This is a genomic window from Pedobacter sp. MR22-3 (assembly GCF_026240075.1).
Taxonomy (GTDB): Bacteria; Bacteroidota; Bacteroidia; order Sphingobacteriales; family Sphingobacteriaceae; genus Pedobacter.
Genome location: NZ_JAPIVF010000008.1, coordinates 1 through 25,695 on the forward strand (window position 1 = coordinate 1; position 25,695 = coordinate 25,695).

Sequence of the window (25,695 nt, forward strand, 5' to 3'; positions counted from 1 at the left end):
CGCGACTGGCCGTCAGGAAAACCGTCGTGTAGAGTTTACCTTATACTAAGTACAGAATAGAGTATAGCATAATATTAACTAAAATCAGATTAATATTATGCCAATGATATAAATGCAGTTAATTTATTTTAACTGCATTTATTTTATAAAATGATATGGGCGCAGGCAAAACCACATCTCAACAATTAAATATGAAAAAGGAATTCCCATTTTACATTAAGGCACCAGTAATCATGCTTGGCCTCGTTATCGCTGTATTTATACTCAGTGTGCTTCGGGATATTCTGGTTCCGCTGGCTTTTGCAACATTGATTGCGATATTATTAAATCCCCTATCGGTACGGCTGGAGAGAAAATTACCTAAAATTCTTTCCATTATAATTTCTATGATTATTGCTTTACTGGTAGTAGCCGGAATCGCTTATTTCCTGTCGTCGCAAATTGCACACTTTTTTGATAATGTTGATGCCATGAAGCAAAAGTTTACCGAATTGCTTTATACCAGTCAAGCCTGGCTGGAAAAAACTTTTGGTATTGGCACGAAAAAACAGGTACAGATGATTAAGGAGGCAGCCAACAACAGTAAGGCAGTAATCGGACAAACCTTAAGCGGCGCACTGGGTGTTCTGAGTGTGGTGTTTCTGATCCCGGTATATACCTTTCTGATCATGCTATACAAAACATTAATCCTCAATTTCTTTTATGAAGTTTTCTCAGCAGAAAATCAACAAAAAGTTGGAGAAATTCTGGCAGAAACCAAAGCTGCGATTCAAAGTTATATTGTAGGTTTACTGATAGAAACAGGGATTGTGGCTGTTATGAATTCTTGTGCATTGTTAATTCTGGGTGTGCCCAATGCCATTCTGATTGGGGTAATTGGGGCAATCTTGAACCTGCTTCCCTATATCGGCGGAATTATTGCCATTGCTTTGCCCGTACTGATGGCTACCGTTTCATTTGACGGGTACACCACTCAATTATTAATTATTGCGGCCTATGCACTTATCCAGTTTATCGACAATAATTTACTGGTTCCGAAGATCGTTTCCTCAAAAGTTCAGATTAACGCACTGGTGTCTATCGTTATTGTGCTCATGGGTGCAGCGGTGTGGGGCGTACCGGGTATGTTTTTATCAATTCCTTTCATTGCCGTACTTAAAATCATATTTGACAGAATTGACGAATTAAAACCCTGGGGTAAATTACTCGGGGATAATATTCCTACCGAACACCTGGGTCAGCTCAAAAGACTGAGAAGAGGAAAAAATCAATTGGCAAAAAATACTTAGGATAAATTTAAAAGATTCAATAATATGACAACTGGAAAAAAAATCACATCAATTATAGCCCTCATCGCTTTATTAATTATCGGAGGGTTAATTTACTACAATTATTTCTTTGTATTTGGCGAAGGTGTTAAGGCAGGCGAATTAAACTATATTGTAAAAAAGGGCTACCTGTTTAAATCGTATGAAGGAAAACTTATTCAAAGCGGGATCAAATCAAGGCAAACCGGCACACTGCAAAATAATGAATTTGAGTTTTCAGTCGGAGATAAGCAAATTGCAGAACGCATGATGGGCAACAGTGGTAAATTTTATGAATTACACTATAAAGAATATAAAGGAAGCTTGCCCTGGAGAGGTTATAGCAAATATGTAGTTGATAGTATTTATACCATCAAGGATTTGCCACAGTAATCATGTTTCCTGTATAAAATCAATCCGGACGACTTTGCGTTGGTCCGGATTTTTTTTGAACATATATTTCTGATTCATCCCCTCTTACTGATCCATAAAATTCAAGTTTCTTCTTTATTATCAGCGATACATTTATTCCTTCATGACATATTGAATAGAAATGTAGTATCCCCAACATTAGTCCTGGTCAGATATTTAGTATATTTATAAACATTATAATTACAAAATTGTATATTAATATATTAATTCAAGCGACATCCCATGAGATTTCAGCATCAAAATATTCTGGTTATAGGTGGAAGTTCAGGCATAGGCCTTGATCTGATTAGATTATTAAACAATGAAGGAGCGACTATTTATGCGGCATCCAGAAACCGTTCAGCAGAATGGCCCGCAGCAGTACACTACCTGGAAATGGATGTGATGCAAGGACCTGAGTCATTATCTGCATTTATCCCAGATGAATTGCATGGCTTGGTTTATTGTGTTGGTAACATCAATCTAAAACCATTTAACAGAATTTCTGCACTTGATTTAATCGATGATTTCAGGCTTAACGTAGTTGGTGCAGCATTGTCTATACAACAGGCATTAAAATCACTAAAAAATGTTTCTTCAGCTTCTATTGTACTGATGAGTTCCGTAGCAGCGAGAACTGGCATGGGCTTTCATTCCAGCATCGCATCGTCAAAAGCCGCGGTGGAAGGATTGACCATCTCTTTAGCAGCCGAACTGAGCCCTAACCATATCCGGGTAAATGCAGTTGCACCTTCCTTAACCCATACCCCATTGGCTGGCAAGCTGCTTAACACTCCCGAAAAAATGGAAGCATCAGCCAAAAGACATCCCATCGGAAGATTCGGAGAACCAAAAGATATCAGCGCAGCTATTGCCTATCTGCTCTCAAGTGATAGCAGCTGGATAACCGGACAAATTTTAACGGTTGATGGCGGCATTGGCAATTTAAAAACGAATTTTTAGCCCGAAATATGATGTATCAATTAATCCATGAACTGGTAGACCTGGTTAAAATATATGAAAGCAGTACCAAACATCCTGCTGAAGATCTTCATGCCTTTCGCAGCTGGCTCGATATTCGTTTCAGAGATGAACAGCCGGTATCAATAGCTGATCCCAACTGGACGGGCAAAGTAAATGGCCGCTCGGCAGATAGTGTAATCAACACCTCTCTCGTTCATTTATACCGTTATGCCAAAATCCACGCCAAAGCCGCTATCACCGACAGCAAATTCTCCACACCCGACGAATTTATCTACCTCATCAGCCTGGTTTCTGGCGGAAGCATGAGTAAAACAGAATTGATTAAACACAATATACATGATAAGCCCGCAGGATCATTAATCATTAAAAGGCTTCTGGACAAAGGTTTAATTGAACAGCAATCTTCAGCTCTGGACAGGAGAAGTAAACTGATCCGCGTAACTGCAAAAGGAAATGACCATTTAAAACAAAGCATGGATAAAATCAGACTGGCTTCGGCTCAGGTAACGGAGCCACTTTCTCCACAGGAAAAAATGGAACTAATTAACCTATTGCTCAAACTTGAAGACTTTCATCATGCCCAGCTCGCAGAAAAGATTTAACATATATGTATTCGATTTATTTTGAAAGCCGCATCCTTCGATTATTTAATTTTTGCTTCCGTTCATCCATTACAGAAAAATGAAAACCATCTTTGATAAAGTATCTGCAGAATGCAGTAAGATCGTTACTAAAAATTACAGCACCAGTTTTTCCATGGGTATTCAATTCCTGGGTAAAAAGCTTCGGAATCCTATTTATGCGATATACGGTTTCGTAAGGCTTGCCGATGAAATTGTTGACAGTTTCCACGACTATGATAAGGCCACACTGCTCCATAAGTTTAAAAGAGACTGTTATGAAGCCATCAATGACCGCATCAGCCTTAACCCGGTACTTAATGCCTTTCAGGAAGTGGTTAATAACTATCAGATAGATATTGAACTGATTGATCTTTTTCTTCAGAGCATGGAAATGGATCTCCGAAAGGAAGTATATACGCCAGAAAAATATGAGCAGTATATCCTGGGCTCTGCGCAGGTGGTGGGCCTGATGTGTCTGCATGTTTTTACAGAAGGAGATAAGGCCTCTTATGCACGTTTAAAAGAATCTGCGATGAAACTGGGTTCAGCCTTTCAAAAGGTAAATTTTTTAAGAGATGTGAATGCCGATTTTTATGTTTTAAGCCGTACGTATTTCCCAAATGTGGATTTGTCGGTATTTTCAACGTCAGAAAAAACCGTTATTGAAAAGGAAATCAGCAAAGAATTCGACGAAGCACTGGAAGGCATCAGGCAATTGCCGGCATCATCCAGAAAAGGTGTATACCTGGCTTACATTTATTACCGCAGACTTTTTGATAAAATCAGGAGGAAAACAGCAGCACAAATTATGGCGGAACGCGTCAGAATTTCCAATGTACATAAATTTACACTCCTCTTCGGCTCTGTGCTAAGAAGCCGCTACAATAGAATTTAATACCAATAAGATCAACGGGTTAAGATGGAGCTGACTTAAGTAAGATCTTACATATTATGCATCATGAAGCAAAAATACCAGATACTCCGGCTTATCCTCGGCGATCAACTGAACCTGAAACACTCCTGGTTTTTAAATGCTGATCCGGCTATCCTCTATGTGATGATGGAAGTGAAAACTGAAACGGATTATGTATGGCACCACATTCAAAAGGCATGTGCCTTTTTTGCAGCCATGGAAAATTTTGCTGAAACCATCAGCAACAAAGGATTTGAGACACTTTACCTTCACCTTGACCATCCGGATAACAGGCAAAATTTTTCTGATAACCTAAATGACCTGATAAAGAAGTATCAAATTGAGGAATTCCAGTATCAGCTTCCGGATGAATACAGGCTGGATCAGGAACTGAAAGGTTTTTGTAGTGGCCTCAATATTTCCTCCTGTAGTTTCGACAGTGAACACTTTTATACTACAAGAACAGAACTGGCTGATTTTTTTGCTGACCGTAAAGAAATCATAATGGAAAGCTTTTACCGGGCCATGCGGATAAAGCACCATGTTTTAATCCATCATGACCATGATCCTGAAGCCGGGAAATGGAATTTTGATGCAGAAAACCGGAAAAAGCTCCCCAAAAACCATAAACCTAATCCACCTTTGCTATTTGACAATGATGTACGTCAGCCATATGAGCGTTTACTAAAAGCAGGGGTCAAAACCATCGGCAAAATCGAACCGGAATATTTGCAATGGCCGGTAAATAGGGAACAATCGCTAAAACTTCTCCATTATTTCTGTGAGAACTGCCTGCCACTATTTGGTACTTTTCAGGACGCCATGCAAACGAATGAATGGGCACTTTATCATTCCCGCCTATCTTTCAGCATGAACACGAAATTAATCTCACCAGTAGAAGTAGTGAATGCGGCTTTGGCCACCTGGGAAAAAGATAAAAAATCAATCACACTGAACCAGATCGAGGGCTTCATCAGGCAAATTTTGGGCTGGCGCGAATACATGCGTGGCATTTACTGGATGAAAATGCCAGAATTTGAATCACTCAATTACTTTAATCATCAAAGGAAGCTGCCAGCCTGGTACTGGACGGGCGAAACCCACATGAACTGTCTGAAACATGCCATTTCCCAATCCTTACATCATGCTTATGCCCATCACATTCAACGCCTGATGATTACAGGAAATTTTGCCTTGCTTGCCGGAATAAACCCTGATGAGGTAGATTTCTGGTATCTGGGTATTTACATTGATGCCATACAGTGGGTAGAAATTACCAATACCCGTGGCATGAGCCAGTATGCCGATGGTGGAATGACAGGCTCAAAGCCTTACACCGCGTCGGCAAACTACATCCATAAAATGAGCAATTACTGTGAAGGGTGCAAATATGACCGCAATGATAAGGTGGGAGACAATGCCTGCCCTTTCAATAGTTTGTACTGGGATTTTCATGATCGCCATAGAGCTAAACTTCAGCATAACCACCGCCTTTCAATGGTGTATCGGCTTTGGGATAAAATGAATCCTGAACTCAAATCGGCAGTTTTAAAACGTGCAAATTACTGCTTAACAAATTTGGATAAATTATAACCCCTCTTAACAGCGGTTAAGGCATTCCTTCAGAAATTTAAAAATAATATCAGATCAGATCGAAATACAGTTTTATTCGCGAAATGATCATATAATCTATACTTAAAAAAGAGAAAGTCTGAATCTAACGGTAGAATTTTTAAAACAGCTCTGGCCTTGGTATTTGCAAAAAAACAGGTGACCGACACCCGGTCATCACTTTTTTAAATGGTTTCATCACATTTTAAGTTTCTGTAATCCTGACATGGTTACCTTGCTTCATATTTAAAATAATGATGAAAACATATCTGTTTCTTTTCTTTCTTTTTTTGAGTGCTAAAACGTTTGGGCAAAATACGATTGATGCTCATCATCGGTTTAAATTCACTATGCAGAACATGGAGTTTAAGCGTGATACCATCACTTTGGCAGGCACACTCCTCATCCCGGAAAAACCCTATGCCGCGGTAGTTCTGGTACATGGATCCGGACAAGAGAAAAGGATGATAAAGCTGGCATCTACCCTGGCAGAAAATGGTATAGCTGTATTTACTTATGATAAACGCGGAGTAGGAGAATCAGGTGGGGTTTACGAAGGGCCTGAGGTAGGAACAAATAACATTGATTCAGTTAACCTGAACAGGCTGGCAACAGATGCCAGTGAAGCCCTCAATACCCTTCTGGCGCATCTTCCGGCTAAACCTATACCTGTAGGTTTAATGGGGTTTAGTCAGGCCGGATGGATTGTTCCGCTGGCAGCTGCAAAAAATCGCCAGGTAAATTTTATGGTCCTATTTAGCGGACCAGTTGTTAATACTCTTCAACAGTTACGGTTTCAGTTTTATACCCAGGGAGATTCAAATTTCTGGGAAACGCATACTGAAAATGATGCGTGGAATCACATAAAGAACGACCCTGACAGGTATTCATTTGCAGCAACAGACCCTAACCAGTCACTTGCAATGCTTAACATTCCTGGTCTTTGGATTTTCGGAGGAAAAGATATTCAGGCCCCCGTAGGTTTATCAATAGAAAACCTTCATACTTTTAAAGCTAAAGGAAAGCTTTATGAATATGCATTATACCCGGAATTAGGCCATAACACCGCCTTTTCAACATCAGAACAACCTCTTAAGATGGCTATTTCCTGGATTAAACATCGGGGGAATCATTAATGCCCTACCAGTGTCATTTCCATGATCCTGCTGCCTGCAGAAATGTTTTGTTTATAAATTTGCCGGGTAAGTTGATCAATCTGGTAAATACTTCGTCCGTTGGTGCTTCCGATTTCATCAGAAACTTCCACTATCCAAATTTTCGTTTTACCCAGTTTTTTACTGTTAAATTCGCCTTCGCGTACATCCAGTATATTGGCCTTAAGCAAACCTGTTTTTCCATTTGGATTGTAATCGAAAATGGCAATCTCTGCTTTTAAATTCTTTTTTAAGGGTAACCAGTTGATCAGCATAGGATAAAAGTTACTGTCAAAATAGCCAGGATGTACGGATTCATTAATTTTAGTTGTTTCTCCCGTTGCCATATTTTTATAAAACCCCATCACCTCATCGCCAAAATGCAGTACCATTTCCCGCTGCGCATTATAAGAAGAATGGTAAATGGGTGAAAGATCTGAGCGGCGTACAAGCGTAGAATCTATCCATGGGGAAGCTGACGATTTCATTTTTACAATGGTTATGACCAGAATTTTATCTCCCTGAACTTCTACCTGCGTGTCCACCGTTGCCAGTGGAATCCTGAGCGTATCTTTTACTGCTGACCAGATCATTTGGTAATTTTGATTCTTGACCCACTTTTTATCAACAATGTTCTTTTCAGGCTTAATCATTTGCTGACTCCACCCCAAAAACGGAATAGCCAGGCAAAACAATAATAAAAGATTTTTTTTTCTCATCACTTCAGCTATAATAGTTGGATGAAAATCAGCGCAACATGTTACAGCGCAAAAATCCATTTGCTTACTTAAATTATGCTGTTTGAAAGATTAACAGCAGAAAACGGGATTCAGCAGACCTGATTTAACAAACCGGCTCGCCAGGATTATGCGGTATAAAGATCAACAGGTTTAAATAAATATGCAGGGGTTTCTATAATTTTAATACTTTTGCAACAATCGAAATGAGAAAAATTCAACAAGTTTCATATCACCCTGTGACAAAGCCCTGAAACCTTTCAGTTATTTTTTTTAACCCTGGCTAATCTCTTGCCACGATAATCTCTATTTTATTTTTTTTGACATTAATTTTCACGGTATGTATTTACGTACACGTTTTTTTGACTTTTCACAAAAAGTCAACTACAAAACAGAAGTTTTGGCTGGTATCACTGTGGCAATGACCATGATACCCGAATCGCTTTCCTTTGCCATTTTGGCTGGTTTTCCGCCCCTGGTAGGCTTATATGCGGCATTTATAATGGGATTGGTAACCTCCATTCTGGGAGGCCGTCCGGGATTAATTTCCGGAGGTGCAGGCGCAGTAGTAGTAGTGCTGATTGCATTAATGCAGTCGCATGGAATTGAATATGTTTTTGCTGCTGTTGCCCTCGCTGGGATTGTCCAGATTATGGTTGGCCTGTTTAAATTGGGAAAGTTTATCAGACTTGTTCCGCAACCTGTGATGTATGGTTTTGTAAATGGCCTCGCTGTCATCATATTTATGGCACAACTGGAGCAATTCAAAACAATCATTAACGGGAAACAAACCTGGCTTTCGGGGAGCCCATTAATAATTATGACTGGCCTTGTAGCCCTTACCATCGCCATCGTTGTATTTTTTCCGAAGATTACAAAAGCAGTTCCGCCATCGTTGGCAGCTATCGTTGTCGTTTTCTTTATCGTTTTAGGATTTGGCATCCACACTAAAACTGTGAGTGACATTGCTTCAGTGAGTGGCGGATTTCCACCTTTTCACATCCCTCATATACCATTAAATCTGGAAACCTTTCAGATTATCTTACCCTATGCTGTAATCATGGCAGGCGTTGGCCTTACCGAGGGCCTGCTCACCCTTAACCTCGTAGATGAGATTACCGGTACAAGAGGTAACGGTAACCGTGAATCAATTGCACAGGGCATTGCCAATATCCTGAATGGATTTTTCTACGGCATGGGGGGCTGCCCGATGATTGCACAAACACTGGTAAACCTTTCCGCCGGCGCAAGGGCCCGTCTCTCAGGAATTGTGGCAGCACTTACTATTCTACTGATCATTCTATTTGGTGCACCCATTATTGGCCTCGTTCCCATGGCTGCACTCACCGGAGTGATGATTATGGTTGCCATCGGAACCTTTGAATGGATGAGTTTAAGAATCATCAATAAGATGCCCAAACAAGACATTTTTGTTGGCATTACAGTAGCCGTAATTACGGTATGGCTACACAACCTCGCACTCGCAGTACTTATTGGTGTCGCAATTTCTGCACTGGTATTTGCCTGGGAAAGTGCTAAAAGAATCAGGGCAAGAAAATACATCGATCATTATGGCATTAAGCATTATGAAATTTACGGCCCATTGTTTTTCGGATCGGTTACTGCATTTGCTGAAAAATTTGATGTAGTAAATGATCCTGCAGAAGTGATCATTGATTTTAAGGATAGTAGGGTGGCGGATATGTCTGCCATTGAAGCATTAAACAAACTTACTGAACGCTATCATAAGGAAGGCAAAAAACTGCATTTAAAACACCTTAGTAAAGACTGCCGTACCTTACTCGCCAACGCCGGTGATGTAATCGACATTAATATTTATGAAGATCCAAGTTATAGTGTTGCAGTTGATAAAAATTAATGCCCCCATTTTAGGCGGAGCTTTTTATTCAGGGTCCGCCCCTAAAAAAATCTCAATTGATTGATGGTTCAGGTAAAATTATAATGGTTCTGATGCTTATCGTAATCTTTTTTATGATTGGCACTTATTATGAATAAAAACCCCCATCCTATTAGCTAGGATGGAGGTTTTTATGTGATTTTCAGGCCTGAAAATCTTTGCTCCCTCTGCTGGGCTCGAACCAGCGACCCTCTGATTAACAGTCAGATGCTCTAACCAGCTGAGCTAAGAAGGAATATTTATTCTGGTTGGTACTGTATGTTTTGCTAAAATCATTTAGCAAGTTTGGCATAAAAAATCCCCACATTACTGTGAGGATTTTTGCTCCCTCTGCTGGGCTCGAACCAGCGACCCTCTGATTAACAGTCAGATGCTCTAACCAGCTGAGCTAAGAAGGAGTGCTGGTTGTTTCCCAAATCGAGGTTATTAAGGCTTTTCAGCCTGCATACCTTGTTCGTTTTGGGAATGCAATATTAGGGCTTTTAAATTATTTATGCAATATTTGCAGTGAAAAATTTTTAAAAAAATTCAAATTAAAATATATGAGCCTGATAATCATAGGTACTGTAGCGTTCGATGCTATTGAAACGCCATTCGGAAAAACAGATAAAATTGTTGGTGGCGCTGCAACTTACGCCAGTTTAGCTGCATCTTACTTCTATAATCAAGCAAAAATTGTCGCTGTTGTAGGTGATGATTTCGGAAAAGAAAATATTGAGATCCTTACGCAGCATGGCATAGATACGGAAGGCTTACAGATTAAAACCGGCGAAAAGTCGTTCTTTTGGAGTGGAAAATATCATAACGATATGAACAGTCGCGATACCTTAGTAACCGAACTTAATGTTTTGGAACATTTCGACCCTATTATTCCGGAAAGCTACCAGAACTGCGAATTTTTAATGTTAGGCAACCTGACACCACAAGTACAGCAAACCGTGATTAAACGCCTTAAAAACCGCCCCAAACTCATTGTAATGGACACCATGAACTTTTGGATGGACATTATGATGGATGACCTGCTGGAAACCATTAAAATGGTGGATGTTTTAACCATTAATGATGCAGAGGCACGTCAGCTTTCCGGCGAATATTCACTGGTTAAAGCCGCTAAAAAAATCCTGACCATGGGGCCAAAATATTTAATCATCAAAAAAGGTGAGCATGGTGCATTGTTATTTCATGAAAATCAGATTTTCTCAGCACCGGCATTACCTTTGGCAGAAGTTTTCGATCCGACTGGTGCAGGCGATACTTTCGCAGGCGGATTTATTGGTTACCTGGCTAAAGTGGGTACCATTAATTTCAACAACATGAAAAATGCCATTATTTATGGATCAGCACTTGCTTCATTCTGTGTAGAAAAATTTGGAACGGAAAGATTATTAAATTTAACAGATCAAGAGGTTGCAGATAGAATCCAGGAGTTTGTTAACCTGAGTGCTTTCACTATCGAAGCTTAAACTAATTAAATAGCAATCAGAAAATTTACAGTCTTTAATTATTGCTGCAGACTTGCAAATCTTGATGATTTGTACATCTGCGGCATTCTTATTTATATCATTCTTGCAACAGGAGTGAATTTCTCAAAAACCGCTTCTGTATGAGGTGCATCTGGCAACTCATCAGTAAGGTCCTGCCCTGCCCAATGTTCGTAATGCTTACCGTTACGCCACAAGCGACTATCAGTCATATCATAAATAAACCCCTTATAAGCCACCCAGATCTGAGGTTTATCCTGTCCGTTCCGCAAAGCCAATTGCTGCTTGGTGTACACTGGCAATTCCATTATTTTATCGCCCTATTTTTAAACCATTCGTATAAATAAATATTCATTAATAATAAGCTCATTAAATAGAAGTGATCTTCAAAAGGAATTGTACCTACCCTAAAACTTAAGTTTTCTTTATTGTTGTAGATCACTACAGGTATTGCTGTTAAAAATCCATTTACAATGTAAAATGGAATCAAGGCTACAAGGTAGGCCCTGTAAAACCGATACATAAAACGAAGCTTTGTATTAATATATTCTACGTAGGCCAGCACAACAAATAAAAACCCAAAATTAATAACTGTATACCAATAGCGGTAACCAAAGAAAAGAATGGCGATACATAAGCCCAGAAAAAGGTTGCTCAGCGCCAGGCTATATCTTTGTAAACCGTTTTTAGGGAAATAAATATTTAGGCATTCATAAATAAAAACACAGGCATAGGGCACTGTTAAGAAAAACAGCATTTCTTCAAGAGGCAAACCCCACAAATTGATGCCTGTAATGTAATCCGGATTAAAAGACCATACATTCAATTTTACAAAGAGTAAATCCCAGATCAGGAAAACAATCCCGGTAATTAATATCGCGGGCACAATGAACTTCCACTTACTGAAAAAATGAACCTTCTTATCAAATGACAATACCAGAGGGAAGAAAATTACAGCAATATTGATGAGTAAATAGGTATAATTCATTTAAACATATTTTTTTAGGACTTTAACTTCTTCAGGCGTACAACGTTTGCTTTCGACCATAAACTTAGCTACATTTTTAATCAGGGCCTGATCAGCGCTGCCAAAATTACCATGCTGATAGTGCTTAACAATTTGTTTGCGGTCTATGCTCAAATTTTTACTAAACCCCAGGAAAGATGGGGTAAAGTGTTCAATAGAAAAACGCATGAAGCGAATTTCCAGGTTTTCTTTATCCATATTAACCGCTTGTTGCATGGCTTTCTGCGATGCCTTTACATACTTTATCTTATTATACGGGCTCCAGGCATGTTTTGCTTTTAGTGCTTCCAGCGTTCCGAGATAGGCTGTTGTTAAAGCCGTTTTTCCACTTAACTTATTTAGTTTAACAAATAAAGAATCGGTTAATTTGGAATCATCTACCGCCTTTACCAGATCGTTCTTAAGTGACGAAAGTTCTTTGGGAGATAACTGTGCATAACAAAGGTTTACGCTAATGGTAAATAGAAGAATTAAAAATCGAATTTTTGACATGGTTAGATGCAAATGTAATAAAAGGAATGAAAATACATGATCTGACATCGGCGATCAATGCTGTGAATTAAAAGAATTGCACTCGCATCATTATTTTCCAAACAAAATCCCATAAAATCCTTTTATTTACATCATGGATAAAAAACCGCAGGTTGCAGTTATTGGTGCTGGTTTCGCAGGGCTTTCTGCCGCAGCTTTATTAGCTAAACATGGCTGCGAAGTGACTGTAATCGAAAAAAATGAGATGGCCGGTGGCAGGGCCAGAACTTGGGAAAAAGATGGATTTTCATTCGATATGGGGCCAAGCTGGTATTGGATGCCAGATGTTTTTGAAAACTTCTATCAATTATTCAATAAAACCACCTCTGATTTTTATGAGCTGAAAAGACTGGACCCTTCCTACAGAATCTATTTCAACAGAGAAGATACCCTAAATGTACCCGCCACAATCAAAAAATTGTATGCGCTGTTTGAAGAATTAGAACCCGGAAGCACAAAAAACCTTGATGTATTCCTGAAGCAGGCAAAATACAAATATGACGTCGGTATGAATGAATATGTGTTTAAACCGTCACACAGTGTAATGGAATATTTTGATCCCCGGCTGGCCATAAGTGGTATTAAATTACAGCTTTTGGGCAATATGCGTAATCATGTTCACCAACTCTTTAAAAATGAAAAACTAAGGAAACTGCTGGAATTTCCGGTATTGTTTCTGGGTGCAACACCCGGGAACACCCCAGCACTATATAGCCTGATGAATTATGCAGACCTTATTATGGGTACATGGTATCCGATGGGCGGAATGCATGAAATCGTTTCGGCTATGCAAACCATTGCCGAACAGGAAGGTGTTAAGTTTTTATTTAATACTACTGTATCTAAAATTGAAGTAAAAGGTAAGATTGCGAAAACAATCAAAACCAACAAAGGCGATTTGGAGATTGATTATGTTATAGGAAATGCAGATTATAACCATATAGAGCAACATTTACTGGATAAACCTTACCGGAATTACGACAAAAAATATTGGGAAAGCCGAACAATGGCCCCCTCAAGCCTGCTCTTTTACATCGCCTTAAATAAAAAACTTAAGAATGTTCTGCATCACAATTTATTTTTCGACCAGAATTTTGATCAGCATGCGGAAGAAATATATACTGATCCGCAGTGGCCATCTCAACCATTGTTCTACGCTTGCTGCCCATCGATAACTGATGATCGCGTGGCTCCAGAAGGCTGTGAAAATCTTTTCTTTCTAATTCCGCTTGCACCAGGTCTGGAAGATAGCGAGTTAAAAAGAGCCGAATACTTTGAAATTCTGGCAGATAGATTCAGAGACTTGACTGGCAATGAAATCCGGGATGCTATTCTTTTTAAAAGAAGTTACGCCATGAATGATTTCGTAAGTGACTATAATGCTTTCAAAGGAAATGCTTACGGCCTGGCAAACACATTGAAACAGACTGCTTTTTTAAAACCAAAGATGAAAAGCAAAGTAACAAACATGTTATACACCGGACAATTAACGATTCCAGGCCCTGGAGTGCCTCCTGCCATCATATCCGGACAAGTGGTGGCAAAAGAAATAATAAAAAAGCTAAAAAAAGCTTGACAAATTTAAAATTTCCCTTATCTTTATATCCACAAAACAAAAACACTGCTAATAACCTTTTAAACGCAATATTGTTCAGGGTTTGCATTTGTTTCGAAACGAAAGAGAAGGCGAATTGTTGAAAGTAAACATAAGAATCAACTAACCAAATATATGATAAGCAAATAAGGCCTGGTTTTTCCGGGCCTTTTTGCTTTTTACCTCACTGACCGGTAATATACAGCCTCGCTTGTCGAAATACTTATTTCATTTTCTATTTATTATTTTATTACAAATCATCATAGAATAATGATAACGCTCAAAAAACAGGGCAAAAAAAAGTCCTGATTAAATCAGGACCTTAGTTTTTAAGTAGATGTATCTTAAGCCATTTCTGCAATGGCAATATCTTTAGAATATGTTTTTAAATATTTTTTAAGAATACCCCTCGCTACGTGAATACGGGTTTTTACAGTTCCGATTGGAATCTCCAACATATCTGCGATTTCATGATATTTATATCCTTCAAAATAACGGATAAACGGAATATAATATTCCTGAGGCAATTGAGAAAGTGCTTTATCAATATCACCCAATACAAATTTACTTTCAGCCTGATTTTTAGTTGCACTATAAGAAAGGTTTGCGGAAGAAATATCCTCACTTTGCGTGATTAAAGTATTTGTTTTAACCAAACGGCGATAATTATTGATGAAGGTGTTTTTCATGATGGTAAATAACCAGCCTTTTAAATTCGTACCTTCTTTAAACTTATTGTAGTAAGTTATCGCCTTAAGCATCGTATCCTGAACAAGATCATTAGCATCTTCGGCATCTTTTGTAAAATTTAAAGCGTATGATCTAAGTGAAACAGCGTGATGGTTAACCAGATGGTTGAATTCAAATTTTGTCATGATATATAGCTTTAGGAGATTAAATAAAATGAATTGATGTTCATTTATAATACTATAATCAAACTTAATACCAAAAATAACTGGCACGGCAATATCCTCATTCAGCCTTAGTCAGGTGAGTTTTCGTCACAGAATATTTACTTCACGTTCAAGAGTGACTCCAAAAGTGGACTTTACACTGTCTATTATCTGTTCAGATAACTGATACACTTCCGTGCCAGAAGCATGTCCATGGTTAACTAAAACTAAAGCCTGGTTTTTCCAGGTACCGGTTTGACCAACTTTTTTGCCTTTCCAACCACATTGTTCAATTAACCATCCTGCAGCAAGTTTAATTTTATCATCTGCAGTAGGATAATGCACCACATCAGGATGCTTGGCTACCACATCGGCAAATTCATACTTTTCTATTACTGGATTTTTGAAAAAACTTCCGGCATTGCCGATTGTGGAAGGATCCGGCAGTTTACTCACCCGAATGTGCGCAACAGCAGCTGAAACATCTGCTATACCAGGATTTTCAATGCCACGATGATGAAGCTCAGCCTCTATGGCACCGTAACTGGTGTTTAACACTGCTTTTAATGATAAACGGAAAGTAACTTTGGTAATAATATACTGCCCTTTAAATGCACCTTTGAAAACACTTTCGCGGTAACCAAACTGGCAATCATCAAAATGAAAGGTTTTGATCTGACCGGTTTTAATTTCAAAAGCAGTACAACTTTCAAATACATCTTTCAGTTCCACGCCATATGCACCAATATTTTGAATAGGTGATGCCCCAACAGTTCCTGGGATTAAACTCAGGTTTTCAACACCTGCAAAATGGTTTGAAACACAATAATTCACAAAATCATTCCAAACTTCTCCAGCTCCTGCCGTTACCAACACCTGATCTCCCTCATTTTTTGATTCGATCCCCTTGATACTCATTTTCACCACTAAGCCATCAAAATCCTGCGTAAACAGCATATTGCTTCCACCGCCAACAATTAATCGTTTTTGATTACTAAAAAGTGGGTTTTGAAACAATTCCTTCAAATCACTTTCTGTTTCTATTTCAGTAAAATAGCGTGCGTTAACATCAATAGCGAATGAGTTATAAGGCTTTAACGAAATATTTTCCAAAATCTGAGGCATGGTATTGGGTGTTAAGCTGCAAAAGTAAAATAAAATTTAACTATGTTAGAAGTGCCCTGATAATAATAAAACACCTATTTCACTAAACTCTTTTTAACAAACAACAATCCAAATGCCTTTCCTTTTTCCTTGCGCTGATTTTTGTGGTGAATTTTATGTGCTTTTCTCACCATTTGCAAATAAGTATTCTTGCTTTTAAAAGTTTTAAATCTTCTGTGCACAAACCAATCGTGAATTACGAAATAAATGATGCCATACAAAGTAATTCCTAAACCAATAAAAAAGCGATAACCATAACTTTTTCGATCCAGATACATGAGGTATAAAGCAAGCGCGGCAAAGAGCAGGGCAAATAAATCATTCCACTCTAAAAAAGAATGCGATTTTTGGTGGTGACTTTTGTGCAGGAACCACAAAGGGCCATGAAATAAGTACTTATGGATAAACCAGGACAAACATTCCATTACAATCAGGGTAGATAATGTAATCAGAATACCAAATATAACATGCATCATTCTTAAGTTATTGGTTTGTAAAGATATATAAATCATTTAAAACGAGAATTGATTGTCATCCATGCGTCAGTTGTTAATCCAAATTTTAGCCTGCTGATTAAGAAATGAAAATTTAAATCTAACTTTGACTAAAATATTAAAAAAGTCAGAAAGTAGAAAAGTAGAATGATTGTAGCTGATAAAAAAAGAGAACAAATTATTGACGGGGCGATCAAACGTTTCAGCCATTTTGGGATAGGCAAAACCACCATGAATGATATCGCTGAAGATCTTTCCGTATCTAAGCCCTCTCTTTATTATTATTTCCCTGATAAGAAAAGTTTGATAGTTGGTGTAATTGAAAAGGTATTTACAGACTATTTCGACTTATTAAAAAAGAAATATAATCCAGATGCCCCTTTAGAAACTGTTTTATTCCAGACAATAGAAATCAGAAATACCTTTTTCATGAAATATTTTATGTTGAGAATCTCAGAAGGACTACCTGATATTTTTAACGATGACTCTATGAAAAAGAAACTAACCGCATTAAAAGATTCAGAAAAAGTTTTTTATGCAGAGATTTTTGAAAGGGCAAAAGAGAAGGGAGAGATCAAACACGAAAACATGTCGCATATAGCAGAACTTTACCTGGAAAGCTTGATGGGTTTAACAAATATGTGCATTATGGAACTGGGTAAAGATCTCCTTCCGGATAAAAAAGCTGTAAACAGAATGAAACAGAAACAGAAAGACCTTTCTTCCATCTTTACCAGGGGATTAAGTTGCTGAAAGCATGAGGGAGTGGGAAGTTTAAAGTGCAAAACTTAAAGTGGAAAGTATAAAGGCCCAAAGCCTAATCGTTTAAAATACTGGTATATTGATACCGGAAAAATAGTCATAGATAAGAACCCAAAAACAAAAAACAATACATGATGCTTAGAGTAAAAATGGTAAAATTAATGCTCGTCCTGATCGTTGGCATGGCTTTACCAAAACTGGTATCTGCGCAGCAGCAGATTACCCTAAAAGAAGCGCTGACCTATGCGCTTCAGAACAATGCCAATGTACGTAAATCAAGATTGGATATCGAAAACGGCCGATATAAAGTCCAGGAAGTAAGGGCGCAGGCTTTACCACAAATTACAGGTAACGCCGGACTAACCTATAACCCGATTATCGGCCAGTTGGTGGCCAATTTTGGCGGTCAGACACAGGCCATTAAATTAGGTCAGAACTGGAATTCTTCTGCCGGCGTGCAACTTTCGCAACAGTTATTTAACCAGCAGGTTTTTACTGGTTTGCAGGCTGCCCGATCAAGCGAAGAATATTATAACCTAACCGCTCAATTAACAGAAGAGCAGATTATAGAACTGGTGGCCAACAATTACTATCAGGTATTGGTTAACAGAGAGCAGTTAAGTGTAATTGATACTAATATTAAAAATGTTAAGGTTGTCGAAAAAATTGTTTCCAATCAATACCAAAATGGCCTGGCCAGAAAAATTGATGTAGACCGGATCAATGTGAATATCACGAACCTGACTACGCAAAGGGAACAAACGGTTAATGCCATCACACAATTGGAAAATCAGTTGAAGTTTTCAATGGGTATGCCCGTTACTACACCTATTGAATTACCTAAAGCAGAATTGACCAATGTATCGCAATTGCCGGAATTTGCAGAAACCATTGACTTCGGCAACCGTACGGAAGTGAAATTGTTAAACACCCAGGATAAGCTTTTATCGCTTCAACGGAAGGCCTATGTAGCTGAATACTACCCCAGCCTATCTCTAACAGGAAATTATACTTATTCCAGTCAGAGTGATGGATTTGATTTCTTATCTTCAAATGCCGCATCTATCGGTTACGGTGCATCGGCGATTGGTTTAACTTTAAAAGTACCCATTTTCAATGGCTTTTTAACCCGTTCAAAAATCCGCCAGGCTGATGTGGAGATCAAAAAAGCAAAAGAAGACAGAAAGGAATCTACAAATTCATTAAATTTAGCTTACGAGAATGCTAAAATTCAACTTCGCAATAATTTAAACACCATCACTTCACAACGTAAAAATGCCGAACTGGCACAGGAAATTTATAAAAGCACACAGAATAACTATAACAATGGTTTAGCTTCTTTAACTGACTTACTGGATACCGAAAACTCCCTGACTCAGGCGCAAAACAGTTATAACCAGGCATTATTAAACTTTAAGGTTGCCGAAATACAGCTCATCAAATCAAACGGAAATATTAAATCGCTAGTACAATAGAAATGAAAAGAATAATTACCATAATTATCGTTATTGTTGTTGCCCTGGGTGCAATAGCCTATGTTTTAACCAACAATAAGAAAAAGAACGAAGCCAAAACGGCTTACATTGCCGAAGGCGGTGGTGCAGTTGCCGTTCGTGTGGCAACAGTAGAGAAAAAAGTAGTTGATGTAGATTTTGTGGCAAACGGAAACTTTGCACCGAAACAAGAATTAAACTTCTTATCTGAAAATGCCGGTCGCGTAACTAAAATTTATGTAGATGAAGGTGATAAAGTGACCAAAGGACAGCCATTGGCACGCCTTGATGCTGAAATTATTAATACCGACAGGGAAACTGCTGAAGCTACTTATCAAAATGCAGTTAGAGATGAAGCCAGATACCAGAGCTCTTTTCAAACCGGCGGTGTAACCCAGCAACAGTTGGACCAGGCTAAACTGGCTACCAGAAATGCAAAATTACGCCTGCAGGCTTCACAGCGAAAATTAAGTGATGCAAACATCAAATCTCCAATCAACGGTATTGTAAATAAAAGATATATTGAAGTTGGTGCATTTGTAACCGCACAAGGTACACAGTTATTTGAACTGGTTGATGTTTCTAAATTGAAACTAAAAGTAAACGTTAATGAATCGCAGGTAGCGAATATTAAAGTTGGCGATCAGATCAGCATAAAATCAACCATTTTCCCTAATGAGAAATTTTCAGGCAGAATTACATTCATTGCCCCAAAAGCGGATGCAACTTTAAATTTCCCGATCGAAATTGAAGTAACCAATAATACCAAAAACAGTTTAAGAGCAGGTATGTACGGAACAGCCGTATTTAACTTCCCTAAACAAGCACCAAGTATCCTGATCCCTCGTACCTCTTTCGTAGGTAGTGTAAGTAGTAATCAGGTATTTGTTTATGATAAATCAAATAACAAGGCTAAGGTACGCAAGGTAGTTTCAGGACGTATTTTAGGTGATAATGTGGAAATAGTTGAAGGCTTAAATGAAGATGAAACTGTAATTACCAGTGGACAGATTAACTTAGCTGAAGGTACTGCCGTAAGCATTGTTAAATAAGCTGAAAGTCTAAAATCATTAGTCAGAACACGCGGTGGCTATACCACCAGCATAAAAATTAAAAATGAAAATAACAGACATTTCTATAAAAAGGCCCTCGCTGGTAATTGTGGTGTTTACCGCACTTACGCTTCTTGGGCTATTGAGTTACTTTTCGTTGGGTTATGAATTATTACCAAAATTCTCAAACAACGTAGTATCCATCTCAACCATTTATCCTGGCGCCTCTCCTGCCGAGGTAGAAAATACGGTAACGAAGAAAATTGAGGATGCGGTTTCCTCCATGGAAAACATTAAAAAAATCAATTCCGTATCATTCGAAAGTTTATCAACCGTTACCATAACCCTAACGGATGCAGCGAACATCGATATTTCCTTAAACGATGCACAGCGTAAGGTAAACGCCATTCTTTCAGATTTACCTGAAGATGTTAAAACACCTTCATTAAGTAAATTCTCGCTAGATGATTTACCGGTAATTACCATGACGGCTTCGGCTAATATGGATGATGTTTCCTTCTATGATTTAATTGACCAAAGAATTGCCCCGGTGATTTCGAGGGTAACAGGTGTTGCACAGGTAAATTTAGTTGGGGGTTCAGAAAGGGAGATCAGGGTGATGCTTGATGCCAATAAATTGCAGGGGTATAACCTTGCAGTGCCTCAGGTACAACAAATGATTTTAAGCTCTAACTTAGACTTCCCTACCGGAAGCGTTAAAACTGAAAATCAGGATGTTTTAATCCGTTTATCTGGTAAATACAGAAGTATTGAAGAACTGCGGAACCTGGTATTAACGACATCGAAAGATGGTTCACAAATTCGCCTGGGTGATGTGGCTGATGTTCAGGATTCGCAAAAAGAAACTGAAAAACTGGCGCGTATTAACCGCAAAGCATCTATCGCCATACAAATTATTAAACAAAGTGATGCGAATGCGGTAGAAGTGAGTGAAGGTACACATGCCATTATCGCAAAACTTAAAACGGAATATGCAGCCAATAAATTAGACATTAAAATTGTAAACGATAGCTCTATTTTTACCCTTGAATCTGCTGATGCCGTTATTCACGATTTAATTTTAGCCGTTATTTTAGTGGCATTCGTAATGCTTTTCTTCCTGCATAGCTTCCGTAATGCATTAATTGTAATGGTTTCCATTCCGGTTTCATTAATTGCAACATTTATAGGCATCAATTTATTTGGCTTTACGTTAAACTTAATGTCATTACTGGGATTATCACTTGTAGTGGGTATCCTGGTGGATGATGCGATTGTGGTTTTGGAAAACATTCAACGCCACATGGAAATGGGTAAAAACAAGGTACGTGCAGCATCAGATGCGACTCGTGAAATTGGTTTTACTGTAGTATCCATTACCTTTGTAATTGTAGTGGTATTCTTCCCGATTGCAATAAGTAGCGGGTTAGTATCAAACATCCTCCGTCAGTTTTGTATCGTGGTGATCATAGCCACACTGTTATCATTAGTTGCTTCCTTTACCATCGTGCCATTGCTTTTCTCCAGATATGGTAAGCTGGAACACATTGAAGGTAAAAACCTGTTTGGCAGATTCATCCTTTGGTTTGAAAAGCAACTGAAAAAATTCACGCTGTGGATTACCAGTATTTTAAACTGGTCATTAAACCATAAAGCATTAACGCTGATTATTGTGTTTGTGATGTTCCTGAGTTCATGTGGTTTATTGGGTGCTGGTTTTATTGGTTCTGAGTTTTTTCCAAAATCAGATAAGGGAGAATTTTTGGTACAGATTGAATTACCAAAAGATGCGCCTTTGGAACAAACCAATTTCTTTACACAAAGAGCCGAAGCTTTCTTAAGCAAACAGCCTGAAATTACCCAGTTAATTACAACTGTTGGTCAGGCCAGCGGTGATTTTGGCGGTACGCAGGCTACAGCTTACAAGTCTGAAATTAACGTGAAGTTGGTAGAACGTGATAAACGTGAAGGCATGTCCTCTGACGTTTTTGCAACCAAAATGAGCCGTTCTTTGGCCAAACAACTGGTTGGTGCGAAAGTTAAAACCGTGCCGATTAGTATTTTGGGTATTGCTGAAAATGCACCTATTAGTTTAGTGGTAATGGGTTCCAATCTGGATAGTGCTTTAAAATACGCAGAGGGTGCTCAAAAAGTACTTAAAACGATTTCTGGTGCAACAGAGATTAAATTATCGGTAGAGAAAGGTACACCGGAAATTAATGTTCAGGTAGACCGTGATAAAATGTCGGCTGTTGGATTGACATTATCTACCGTAGGTTCTACCATGCAGACTGCCTTTGCCGGTAACACGGATGGAAAGTATAGAAAAGGTGAGTATGAGTACGACATCAACATTCAATATCAGGATTTCAACAGGAAAAACATTGATGATGTACGGAACCTTATCTTTGTGAACGATCAGGGCGCACAAATTAAATTATCACAGTTTGCAAACATTACAGAAGGCTCTGGTCCAAGTCAGCTGGAGCGTTTAAATAAGTCTACTTCAGTATCTGTACAGGCACAATCAATTGGTCGTCCTACAGGAACTATTGTAGCAGAATTCCAGGAAAAACTGGAACAACTGCAGGCTAACGGCAAAATGAAAACGCCTATCGGTGTAAGTTATACCTGGGCTGGTGATCAGGAAAACCAATCAGAAGGTTTCGGAACTTTAGGGATTGCCTTGCTGGCTTCGTTAATTTTGGTTTATCTGATCATGGTTGCGCTTTACGATAGCTTTGTTTACCCGCTCGTGGTGATGTTTTCACTTCCCCTGGCTGTAATTGGCGCATTGCTCGCATTGGCTTTAACTAATAATTCCATTGGTATTTTCACCATTTTAGGTTTGATTATGTTAATGGGTCTGGTGGCGAAGAATGCAATCATCCTGGTCGATTTTACCAACCAGCTAAAAGCAGAAGGTAAAGAGACCAAGGAAGCACTTGTATTGGCCAATCATGCCCGCTTACGCCCTATTTTAATGACAACCATTGCCATGGTATTCGGTATGCTTCCAATTGCATTGGCAAGTGGTGCAGGTGCCGAATGGAAAAATGGTTTAGCATGGGTTATTGTTGGTGGTTTAACCAGTTCGTTATTCTTAACTTTAATTGTTGTACCGGTAATCTATCTGATATTTGATAGAATTCTGGATAGATTCGGATTCAACAAAAAAGGAAAAACCATTGATGAGTTAATGGTTGAACCATATGACCATAAAGACGTTTTGGAATATGATTTAGATGCCAAACATTAAAAAAAAGATGAACAATCAATTAAGGTCGCCCCACAAAGGCGACCTTTTTTTTAATCAAATTTGCAATACCACAAAAGACTGAACAACAGCCTAAAAAAAGATTGAACATGAAAATTCAGTGTAAATGAAAGGGCTTCAAACAAAATATTGGGCATCATTGTATATTAGTCATATGTTTAAAATTGTTTTATCTCTCCTCCTGATCTGTGCTTCAATTTTAGTTAAAGCGCAACATCCACCTGTTTTTGATGCCATGACCAGCGATTCTTCATTTATTAAAGTATCTGATCTTGACATTACACTGGTAAAATATAGTTACAAACCCAATGGCGTAAAATTTTTAGTGGTTCATGACAATGAAGATACAGGCGTTAAGGCAGGATTTGATTATATCCGCTGGAACGGCGGAGAATTAATAGACAGCCAGTATGGAGGCGTCAGGGATTATACATTTACCTATATGGACGATCCTTACCGTATTGATCCGAATGCCATTTATACAGAAACCGGTGTAAAAACCCGCTTAAAAAAGGATGCGTACAGTTCTAACGAAGTAGAAAAGCTTATTCTCAATGCAGGCAAACAGATTGTTGATTTCTATAATCCCAAAGCCACCGGCTATTTTTTAACGTTGCACAATAATGCTGATGGTGGTTTTGGGATTTCCTCCTATTTACCCGGATATGATTTATCCAGCACAGCAGATTCAGTTTTCATAAACTTTGAAATGGATGGCGATGATCTTTTATATGTAACCGAGCCCAGGTTATTTACGAGTTTAAAAAAAGCAAATGTAAATGTCATTTTACAATCTAAATTTGCCGAGAATGACGGCTCTTTATCGGTTTATGCCATGATCAATCATATCCCTTACATCAATGTAGAAGTTCAGCACGGGCATCAGGAAGAAAATTTAAGACTGATAGAAATCGCCGTGGCCACACTAAAAGAACATGGCTTAATTAAAAAGGATTATGTGCCGGTACAAAAAGATAGCTTGGGGAAAACCGCTACTCAATAGCTTTCATTTTAGTTACCAAAAAGCTCACTAATAAACCAAAAACACCAATTACAGCATAAGAATACCGCAAGCTGGATAAAGCAGAAATATAACCGATTAAAGGTGGACCCATTAAAAAACCAAAATAGCTCACACTGGACACCATTGCGATGGCAATTCCTGGAGATACTTTTCCATTTTTACCAGCCACACTGTATAAGGTAGGTACAATGCTCGAAACACCTACACCAACCAGCATAAAGCCAATGGTTGCAGTTACTACATAAGGCAGGAATACAGATAGAAACATGCCTGTAGAAACAATTAAGCCACTGATCTGAATGGTTTTTTTCCTCCCCAGTTTGGCTATGATCCTGTCTCCAATAAAGCGCCCCGTAGCCATCATGATCATAAATGATGCATAACCCAAAATAACCAATGAGGCTGGTGCCTTCACAATTTCTTTGAAATAAACACCACTCCAATCGAACATAGCGCCCTCGGTGGCCATACTGCAAAATCCGATGATACCCAATTGCAGGAGTGAACCTTCCGGCATGGTAAATAGTTTCGGTTTCCGCTCTGTTTTAGCGCCCTTTCCAGGCACCAAATGTTTGTAGTTTAGAAATACATTGATCCAGATGAGGAAAGTAATGATCCAAAAATGGTAATATGGGATAAGGTGCAGATTCACCATCAGTAAACCCACCAGGGCACCGGTAAATCCGGCAATGCTCCAGGCACCGTGAAAGGAAGTCATAATAGGTCGGCCAAAAAGCTTTTCAGCTTCAGAACCCTGGGTATTCACTGCAATATTGCACATATTACCCACCACACCAAACATAAAAAGAAAGACAGCCAAATGCCAGGGTGCAGTAGCCAAACCTAAATTACATAAAGCTAAAACATACAAAGGTGCTGTAATGGTTAATATTTTCTTACTTCCGTACCTGGTTACCAATCTGCCGGAAATAGGCATAGTAACCAACTGTCCTAAAGGCAGGGCCAGTAAAATACTGCCTAACTCACCGTCAGATAAATGCAGGGAATGTTTAATATCCGGAATGCGGCTGGCCCATGATGCAAATGCAATGCCCTGACCAAAGTAAAAAAGTGAAACGGCTAACCGGATTCTATTAGGAGAGCTTTTGGCTAATACAGGCTGGTTAATGGTGTGAATGTTTTCCTGATCTGCTTTAATTTCTTCCAATTCCTGATTTTTATATGAACGTTAATACCTATGCAAAGGTCCTCAAATCAATTGAAAATTAAAAAATTATTATCATA

23 protein-coding genes and 2 tRNA genes are annotated in these 25,695 nt (G+C 38.6%); 15 read left to right on the forward strand and 10 right to left on the reverse strand.

Features of this window, described 5'->3' with window-relative positions; all coding sequences use genetic code 11:
- Positions 1 to 191 precede the first annotated feature (191 nt).
- The 7 genes from OQ267_RS19260 (at position 192) to OQ267_RS19290 (ending at position 6,985) form a co-directional block, all read left to right on the forward strand.
- Complete coding sequence (locus OQ267_RS19260; protein WP_088299913.1) at positions 192 to 1,289, forward strand: AI-2E family transporter; 1,098 nt, start codon at positions 192 to 194, stop codon at positions 1,287 to 1,289.
- A gap of 24 nt (positions 1,290 to 1,313) precedes the next feature.
- Complete coding sequence (locus OQ267_RS19265) at positions 1,314 to 1,700, forward strand: hypothetical protein (RefSeq protein WP_088299413.1); 387 nt, start codon at positions 1,314 to 1,316, stop codon at positions 1,698 to 1,700.
- 261 nt (positions 1,701 to 1,961) lie between these two features.
- Complete coding sequence (locus tag OQ267_RS19270; RefSeq protein ID WP_088299414.1) at positions 1,962 to 2,681, forward strand: SDR family NAD(P)-dependent oxidoreductase; 720 nt, start codon at positions 1,962 to 1,964, stop codon at positions 2,679 to 2,681.
- A gap of 8 nt (positions 2,682 to 2,689) precedes the next feature.
- Positions 2,690 to 3,304, forward strand: coding sequence for a MarR family winged helix-turn-helix transcriptional regulator (locus tag OQ267_RS19275; RefSeq protein ID WP_265837597.1), 615 nt, complete (start codon positions 2,690 to 2,692; stop codon positions 3,302 to 3,304).
- A 79-nt stretch (positions 3,305 to 3,383) separates the two neighbouring features.
- Entirely contained in the window at positions 3,384 to 4,220 is an 837-nt protein-coding gene (locus OQ267_RS19280) for a phytoene/squalene synthase family protein (protein WP_265837598.1), read from the forward strand.
- A gap of 63 nt (positions 4,221 to 4,283) precedes the next feature.
- Complete coding sequence (locus tag OQ267_RS19285) at positions 4,284 to 5,831, forward strand: cryptochrome/photolyase family protein (protein WP_265837600.1); 1,548 nt, start codon at positions 4,284 to 4,286, stop codon at positions 5,829 to 5,831.
- Between the two features lie 272 nt (positions 5,832 to 6,103).
- On the forward strand, positions 6,104 to 6,985 hold the full coding sequence (locus OQ267_RS19290) for an alpha/beta hydrolase family protein (protein ID WP_265837601.1): 882 nt from the start codon (positions 6,104 to 6,106) through the stop codon (positions 6,983 to 6,985).
- Here OQ267_RS19290 and OQ267_RS19295 read toward each other — a convergent pair.
- The gene (locus OQ267_RS19295) at positions 6,982 to 7,722 is read right to left on the reverse strand and encodes a hypothetical protein (protein ID WP_265837602.1); all 741 of its coding nucleotides are present in this window, start codon (positions 7,720 to 7,722) and stop codon (positions 6,982 to 6,984) included. The genes OQ267_RS19290 and OQ267_RS19295 overlap by 4 nt on opposite strands.
- A gap of 358 nt (positions 7,723 to 8,080) precedes the next feature.
- Between OQ267_RS19295 and OQ267_RS19300 the strand changes: the two genes are divergently transcribed.
- On the forward strand, positions 8,081 to 9,619 hold the full coding sequence (locus OQ267_RS19300; RefSeq protein WP_265837603.1) for a SulP family inorganic anion transporter: 1,539 nt from the start codon (positions 8,081 to 8,083) through the stop codon (positions 9,617 to 9,619).
- Between the two features lie 200 nt (positions 9,620 to 9,819).
- On the opposite strand, the gene OQ267_RS19305 is transcribed toward OQ267_RS19300, so the two are convergent.
- Both OQ267_RS19305 and OQ267_RS19310 read right to left on the reverse strand, forming a co-directional pair.
- Positions 9,820 to 9,893, reverse strand: a tRNA-Asn gene (locus OQ267_RS19305).
- Between the two features lie 89 nt (positions 9,894 to 9,982).
- A tRNA-Asn gene (locus tag OQ267_RS19310) sits at positions 9,983 to 10,056 on the reverse strand.
- A 144-nt stretch (positions 10,057 to 10,200) separates the two neighbouring features.
- On the opposite strand from OQ267_RS19310, the gene OQ267_RS19315 reads away from it, so the two are divergent.
- On the forward strand, positions 10,201 to 11,121 hold the full coding sequence (locus tag OQ267_RS19315) for a PfkB family carbohydrate kinase (protein WP_265820035.1): 921 nt from the start codon (positions 10,201 to 10,203) through the stop codon (positions 11,119 to 11,121).
- Positions 11,122 to 11,213: 92 nt separating this feature from the next.
- On the opposite strand, the gene OQ267_RS19320 is transcribed toward OQ267_RS19315, so the two are convergent.
- The 3 genes from OQ267_RS19320 to OQ267_RS19330 are packed head-to-tail and all read right to left on the reverse strand — an operon-like array spanning position 11,214 to position 12,658.
- The gene (locus OQ267_RS19320) at positions 11,214 to 11,447 is read right to left on the reverse strand and encodes a cytochrome b5 domain-containing protein (RefSeq protein ID WP_088299426.1); all 234 of its coding nucleotides are present in this window, start codon (positions 11,445 to 11,447) and stop codon (positions 11,214 to 11,216) included.
- Positions 11,447 to 12,127 carry a lycopene cyclase domain-containing protein gene (locus tag OQ267_RS19325; protein ID WP_265837604.1) on the reverse strand — a complete coding sequence of 227 codons (681 nt, stop codon included), beginning with the start codon at positions 12,125 to 12,127 and terminating at the stop codon, positions 11,447 to 11,449. The genes OQ267_RS19320 and OQ267_RS19325 overlap by 1 nt, the downstream gene beginning before the upstream one ends.
- Positions 12,128 to 12,658: a hypothetical protein gene (locus OQ267_RS19330; protein ID WP_265837605.1), complete on the reverse strand. Its 531-nt coding sequence runs from the start codon at positions 12,656 to 12,658 to the stop codon at positions 12,128 to 12,130. It abuts the gene before it with no gap.
- Positions 12,659 to 12,791: 133 nt separating this feature from the next.
- Here OQ267_RS19330 and OQ267_RS19335 point away from each other — a divergent pair, with 133 nt between their 5' ends.
- Complete coding sequence (locus OQ267_RS19335) at positions 12,792 to 14,273, forward strand: phytoene desaturase family protein (protein WP_265837608.1); 1,482 nt, start codon at positions 12,792 to 12,794, stop codon at positions 14,271 to 14,273.
- 362 nt (positions 14,274 to 14,635) lie between these two features.
- On the opposite strand, the gene OQ267_RS19340 is transcribed toward OQ267_RS19335, so the two are convergent.
- The 3 genes from OQ267_RS19340 to OQ267_RS19350 form a co-directional block, all read right to left on the reverse strand.
- Entirely contained in the window at positions 14,636 to 15,166 is a 531-nt protein-coding gene (locus tag OQ267_RS19340) for an RNA polymerase sigma factor (RefSeq protein ID WP_088299430.1), read from the reverse strand.
- Between the two features lie 126 nt (positions 15,167 to 15,292).
- Positions 15,293 to 16,309: a UDP-N-acetylmuramate dehydrogenase gene (gene murB / locus OQ267_RS19345; protein WP_265837610.1), complete on the reverse strand. Its 1,017-nt coding sequence runs from the start codon at positions 16,307 to 16,309 to the stop codon at positions 15,293 to 15,295.
- A gap of 74 nt (positions 16,310 to 16,383) precedes the next feature.
- On the reverse strand, positions 16,384 to 16,824 hold the full coding sequence (locus OQ267_RS19350; protein WP_265820032.1) for a sterol desaturase family protein: 441 nt from the start codon (positions 16,822 to 16,824) through the stop codon (positions 16,384 to 16,386).
- Positions 16,825 to 16,989: 165 nt separating this feature from the next.
- Here OQ267_RS19350 and OQ267_RS19355 point away from each other — a divergent pair, with 165 nt between their 5' ends.
- From OQ267_RS19355 to OQ267_RS19375, 5 genes are all read left to right on the forward strand, one after another.
- Positions 16,990 to 17,595: a TetR/AcrR family transcriptional regulator gene (locus OQ267_RS19355; RefSeq protein ID WP_088299432.1), complete on the forward strand. Its 606-nt coding sequence runs from the start codon at positions 16,990 to 16,992 to the stop codon at positions 17,593 to 17,595.
- Between the two features lie 143 nt (positions 17,596 to 17,738).
- The gene (locus tag OQ267_RS19360) at positions 17,739 to 19,079 is read left to right on the forward strand and encodes a TolC family protein (RefSeq protein ID WP_265837834.1); all 1,341 of its coding nucleotides are present in this window, start codon (positions 17,739 to 17,741) and stop codon (positions 19,077 to 19,079) included.
- A gap of 2 nt (positions 19,080 to 19,081) precedes the next feature.
- Positions 19,082 to 20,149 (forward strand): efflux RND transporter periplasmic adaptor subunit, encoded by a 1,068-nt coding sequence (locus tag OQ267_RS19365; RefSeq protein WP_265837612.1) that lies wholly within the window; start codon positions 19,082 to 19,084, stop codon positions 20,147 to 20,149.
- Positions 20,150 to 20,213: 64 nt separating this feature from the next.
- Complete coding sequence (locus OQ267_RS19370) at positions 20,214 to 23,408, forward strand: efflux RND transporter permease subunit (RefSeq protein ID WP_265837614.1); 3,195 nt, start codon at positions 20,214 to 20,216, stop codon at positions 23,406 to 23,408.
- A gap of 172 nt (positions 23,409 to 23,580) precedes the next feature.
- Positions 23,581 to 24,429 carry a hypothetical protein gene (locus OQ267_RS19375; protein WP_088299435.1) on the forward strand — a complete coding sequence of 283 codons (849 nt, stop codon included), beginning with the start codon at positions 23,581 to 23,583 and terminating at the stop codon, positions 24,427 to 24,429.
- On the opposite strand, the gene OQ267_RS19380 is transcribed toward OQ267_RS19375, so the two are convergent.
- Positions 24,419 to 25,618 (reverse strand): MFS transporter, encoded by a 1,200-nt coding sequence (locus tag OQ267_RS19380; RefSeq protein WP_088299436.1) that lies wholly within the window; start codon positions 25,616 to 25,618, stop codon positions 24,419 to 24,421. The genes OQ267_RS19375 and OQ267_RS19380 overlap by 11 nt on opposite strands.
- Positions 25,619 to 25,695 lie beyond the last annotated feature (77 nt).